Source organism: Robinsoniella sp., assembly GCF_034124845.1.
In genome coordinates this window covers 1-4,591 of sequence record NZ_JAWYAJ010000124.1, presented here as the reverse complement: position 1 = coordinate 4,591, position 4,591 = coordinate 1, and the positions used below count along the sequence as shown (strand labels likewise).

Annotated in this window: 4 protein-coding genes; all 4 read left to right on the top strand. The window is 32.9% G+C overall.

The genetic code is table 11. The features are described 5' to 3' along the window. Window positions 1–1,479 (top strand): diguanylate cyclase (locus ACH2DQ_RS06015; RefSeq protein WP_395025966.1); only part of this gene is annotated, 1,479 nt, incomplete at its 5' end. Between the two features lie 64 nt (window positions 1,480–1,543). Next, window positions 1,544–2,134, top strand: coding sequence for a TetR/AcrR family transcriptional regulator (locus ACH2DQ_RS06010; protein WP_395025964.1), 591 nt, complete (start codon window positions 1,544–1,546; stop codon window positions 2,132–2,134). Further along, window positions 2,127–3,500 (top strand): B12-binding domain-containing radical SAM protein, encoded by a 1,374-nt coding sequence (locus ACH2DQ_RS06005; protein WP_395025962.1) that lies wholly within the window; start codon window positions 2,127–2,129, stop codon window positions 3,498–3,500. Before ACH2DQ_RS06010 ends, ACH2DQ_RS06005 begins: the two co-directional genes overlap by 8 nt. Before the next feature lie 38 nt (window positions 3,501–3,538). Beyond that, window positions 3,539–4,591, top strand: a 1,053-nt coding sequence (locus ACH2DQ_RS06000) for a condensation domain-containing protein (protein ID WP_395025960.1), incomplete at its 3' end; no start/stop codon positions are given.

Here is a 4,591-nt window from a genome sequence, read left to right as displayed (position 1 = left end):
ATTTCATATATTCAAGAAGTTGTACGAAAGAAAAAATGTCTTACAATTGCAATAATGGATATAGATTTTTTTTCAAATATAAACCAAAAAATAGGGTTTCGGTATGGTAATATAGTTCTTCAGAAAATGGCATGTCTAATGGATAAAGAAAAAGACTTGATAGCTATCAGATACGGAGGAGATGAATTTCTTCTGGTTATTTGTGGATGTGAAGAAGATGAAGCAGCAAATATCATCCAAAACCTAAAGAAAAAAATCAAATCACAAAAACTTATTGATGTTGAGCCGTACCAAAAAGTTCCCATAAAAGTCAGTATAGGAGTTGCTTATTTTAACCCGGATGAGGATAACTGTAACTTACTGATTAAAAAAGCTGAGATTGCATTATCAGAAGCTAAGAAAAAGGGGCGGAATCGAATTGAGTTTATGAAACAACAGGTCTTCCATATCATGAAAGGCCCTGGAATATGTACAACGCTCATAGGTAATGGCATAAGTGGTGACTGTCTGGATGGAGAAGAAGCGTTTACGGCTGGCATAAAAGAACCATATGGTGTTGAAGTGGATCCTGAGCTTGGAATACTGTTTGTGGATCGTTCAAACCATCGGATAAAAACAATAAAAAATGATAAAGTTTATGTTATTGCAGGAAAAGGTACGAATGGTTATTCCGGTGACCAAGATCTTGCAGTTAATGCTGAATTATCTAAACCGAGCGGAGTAACAGTATATAAGCCTAAAGTACTTTACATCGCGGATACGGGAAATCATTGTATAAGAAAGATAGAACATGGAATAATTACAACTTACGCCGGGTGTGGTGTTAGTGGATATTACGGTGATAATGGCCAGGCAGAAAAAGCACTATTAAATCGTCCGGGAGGAGTTGTTGTTGATCATGATGGTAATGTGTATACAAATGATTATGGAAATAATGTAGTCAGAAAGATTGACACGAACGGAATCATTACAACAATTGCAGGTAACGGAGAATATGGCTATGCTGGAGATTCTGGTCCTGCCGTTGATGCCATATTAAATAAGTGTTATGGCCTGTGTGTAGATTCTGTTGGTAAATTATTATATTTAGCTGATTATGATAATCACTGTATAAGGTGTGTTGATTTACATTCAGGGATAATAAATACAATTTGCGGAAACGGCAGAAGGGGATATTCCGGAGACGGTGGATTAGCAGTAAATGCTGAACTGGAAGGACCATTCTGGATGTGCCTGAATCAGAACAGAGATCTATTTATAGTGGATGCTGATGCTAATTGTATAAGAAAAATAAATAATAAAGATAAAATAATCTCTACAGTGGCAGGGAATAAAGAAGCAGGATATATAGATAGTGAAAAAGCTGTTTCGGATATACGTTTTAATATACCAGCTGGTATCGTAAGTGATGGAAACATATTATATATTGCAGATTATGCAAATAATGCAATAAGGAAGGTTGTACTTGATAAAATTTAGTTTACAGTATAAATGATATAATTTATATTGAATTGTGAACTGTTTTATTTGATAGTTAATGCATATGAATCGAAAAAGAATATTAAAAATTACGGCTAATGAAATACTTAGAAACGGTATTAATAAATTCACCTTTCAGAATTTAAGTAATAATACAGGTTTATCGAATCGGATGCTGCATGCATACTTTCCTCTGGGAGAAAAGGAATTAATACTTGATGCAATAGAATATATGGCACAAACCTGGATGGACGATATAGAAAAAAAAATAATATCTGAACCGGAACTGGAACAAAAAATTCAAATACTCATAACGGGATATGCCATGGGAACAGATTTCTTTCCACAATCTCTTTCTACCTATATAGATCTGTGGCATGAGATAAAGAATTCAGAAGATATGTATACCAAGCAAAGGCTGGCATTTATATATTCACTTTATATAAATCATTTTATAGGACTGGTCAGAGATTATTTAAAGCTCACGAATATAACGGAACCAATGCTGAAAGCTTTTGCCACAATCATGACTGGATTAAGTGATGGCATACATATTCAATCATTAATTAGCAAAGAAAATATATCGTTTATTGACCTGCGAAAAGTAATTAACCAAATATCTTTACAGTTTTTATTGGGAGAAAAGCATGAATAAAGTTTTATTGTTATATCCGTCTTTTTTAAATATGGAAGAAAAAATTAAGAAAACGTTGTACACGGATCTGCCTTTATCCATTATCACATTAAGTGCCCAATTGGTCAACCAAGGATATGAAGTGGAAGTAATAGACCAATGCCTTGAAGATTTTGAATATAGGAGCCTGGAGAAAAAATTAAATGGATGTTTTCTTGTTGGAATCAGCGCTATTACTAGTTATCAGATCATAAATGGATTAAAATTTGCGGGAATGATTAAGCAGTATAATAAATCCATAAAAATTGTGTGGGGGGGATGGCATGCCAGCCTTATGCCGGAACAGACAATTCATCATGAGAATGTAGATATTGTAATCAAAGGGCCGGGGGAAGAACAGATTGTAGATGTAGCTGATTGCATTAAGAATCGAAGATCATTAAACTATGTTCCAAATATTTATTTTAAAACCCCAGATGGTGAGATAAAAAAAACACAGGAGAAAATATATGATACATTTCAGCTAAAAAATAATATAACAGATGGATATAAGACTGTAGATGTGGAGCGATATGTACATGCTCAATGGGGAAATCAAAGAGTATTGGGATACGAATCCAGCAGAGGATGCTGCTGTCAGTGTAAGTTTTGTTCCATTGGTTCTTTATATCACGGAAAATGGTATGGTCTTCCGGCAGAGGATGTCTGTCATGATATTTCTTACCTTAAGCGCTGTCACAAAATAGATGCAGTTCATTTCTTCGATAATAATTTTTTTGTTAACAAAAACAGAGCCTTGGAAATTGCAAAGCTATTTAAAGAAAACAAATTGGGAATACGCTGGGATGGCACTATTATTGTCCAGCAATTTCTTTTATACAAGCCTAAGGAAATAGAATTTCTTATTGAGAGCGGTTTATACAGAATTATTGCCGGAATTGAATCAGGCGATCAGGATGTATTAAAGAAGATTAATAAGCACCATAAAAATGAACAGGTTATTGAGTGTGTACGGCGCTGTAAAGAATATGGACTTCTCCCTTCATTTTCATTTATGGTAGGTTTTCCATGGGACCCGGAAGAAGATACAAAGAGAACACTGGAACTGGCAAGTAAATTAAGAAGTATTCACCCGGAAACAGAGATATTGATGTTCATATTCTCCCCTTATTTGGGAACACCTTTGTACGAAACTGCAGTTGCATATGGAATGAGCTTTCCAGATACCCTGGAGGGATGGGCTAAATTTACATATGAAAAAGCAAATACACCCTGGTTATCCAAAAAACTCTGCAAAAAAATTAATCGATATCTCACTTTCTTTGGAACAATTAATCAGTCAGAAAAAGAAAAAGAATTCTTTAATAAATTTCATCAACTTTTATAGACCTAAGAAATATACGTATATTTACTCGAGGAGATAAGATGGAAGAACTATTTGAAATTTCAAATGCACAGAGAAGAATATGGTATTCTCAAAAGAAACATCCTAATTCCTCCTTATATAATATTGGAGGTACGGTAAGAATAAAAGGAATCATTGATATATCTTTTCTTGAAAAAGCAATTAATCAATTTATTTGTGAAAATGATGCTGTAAGATCAGGTTTTTTAGAGCGAGATAATAAGATTTTCATCTATTTCAGAGAATATGAGCCACAGAAAATAGATGTCTTAGATTTTTCTATCGAAAAGGATGCTGAAAAGAATTTTGAATCCTGGATTAACATTTGTATGAATACAGTATTTGAAACGTTTACAGAGCCATTGTATTATTTTGCAATATTTAAAATCAATGAATCTGAAACTGGATATTTTCTGAAGTTTCACCATATTATAGCAGACGGATGGTCTATAAGTATTTTAACGGACCAGATTATCAAAATATATGAATCAAACTTAAATAATGATTCTGAGTATATACCGGATGTATCCAGTTATAAAACTTATATTTCTCAATATGGAACATCCCTCCGTTCAGATAAAATAGTCAAAGCGAGAAAGTTTTGGAAGGATATGTTTAGTACTCTTCCGGAACCATATTTGGATATTGGACAAGAAAGAAAATTAAATGGAAAAAGAAAAAGTTTTCATATTGACAAAATACTGAATCAACAGATAGAAATTTTTCTTGAGAAAAATAACCGTTCTGTAAATGCGCTTTTTATCTGTACTTATTTTATTTACAGGTATAAAAAAAATAGAATTACGGATTCCACGATAGGAATTCCTCTTTTGGGCAGAGATGGAAGAAAACAAAGATCAATATTTGGTAATTTTGTAAATACAATGCCTTACCGATTTTTATTGGATAAACAATTGTCTGTTTTTGAGGTCCTTAAAAAAATATCGGACGATTTGAGAAAATGCTATATTTATCATAATTATCCATTTGATATGTTATGTAAAGAATTGCAAATATATAGACAAGGAGAAACAAAATTATATAATGTATGCATAAATTACTATAATACTAAG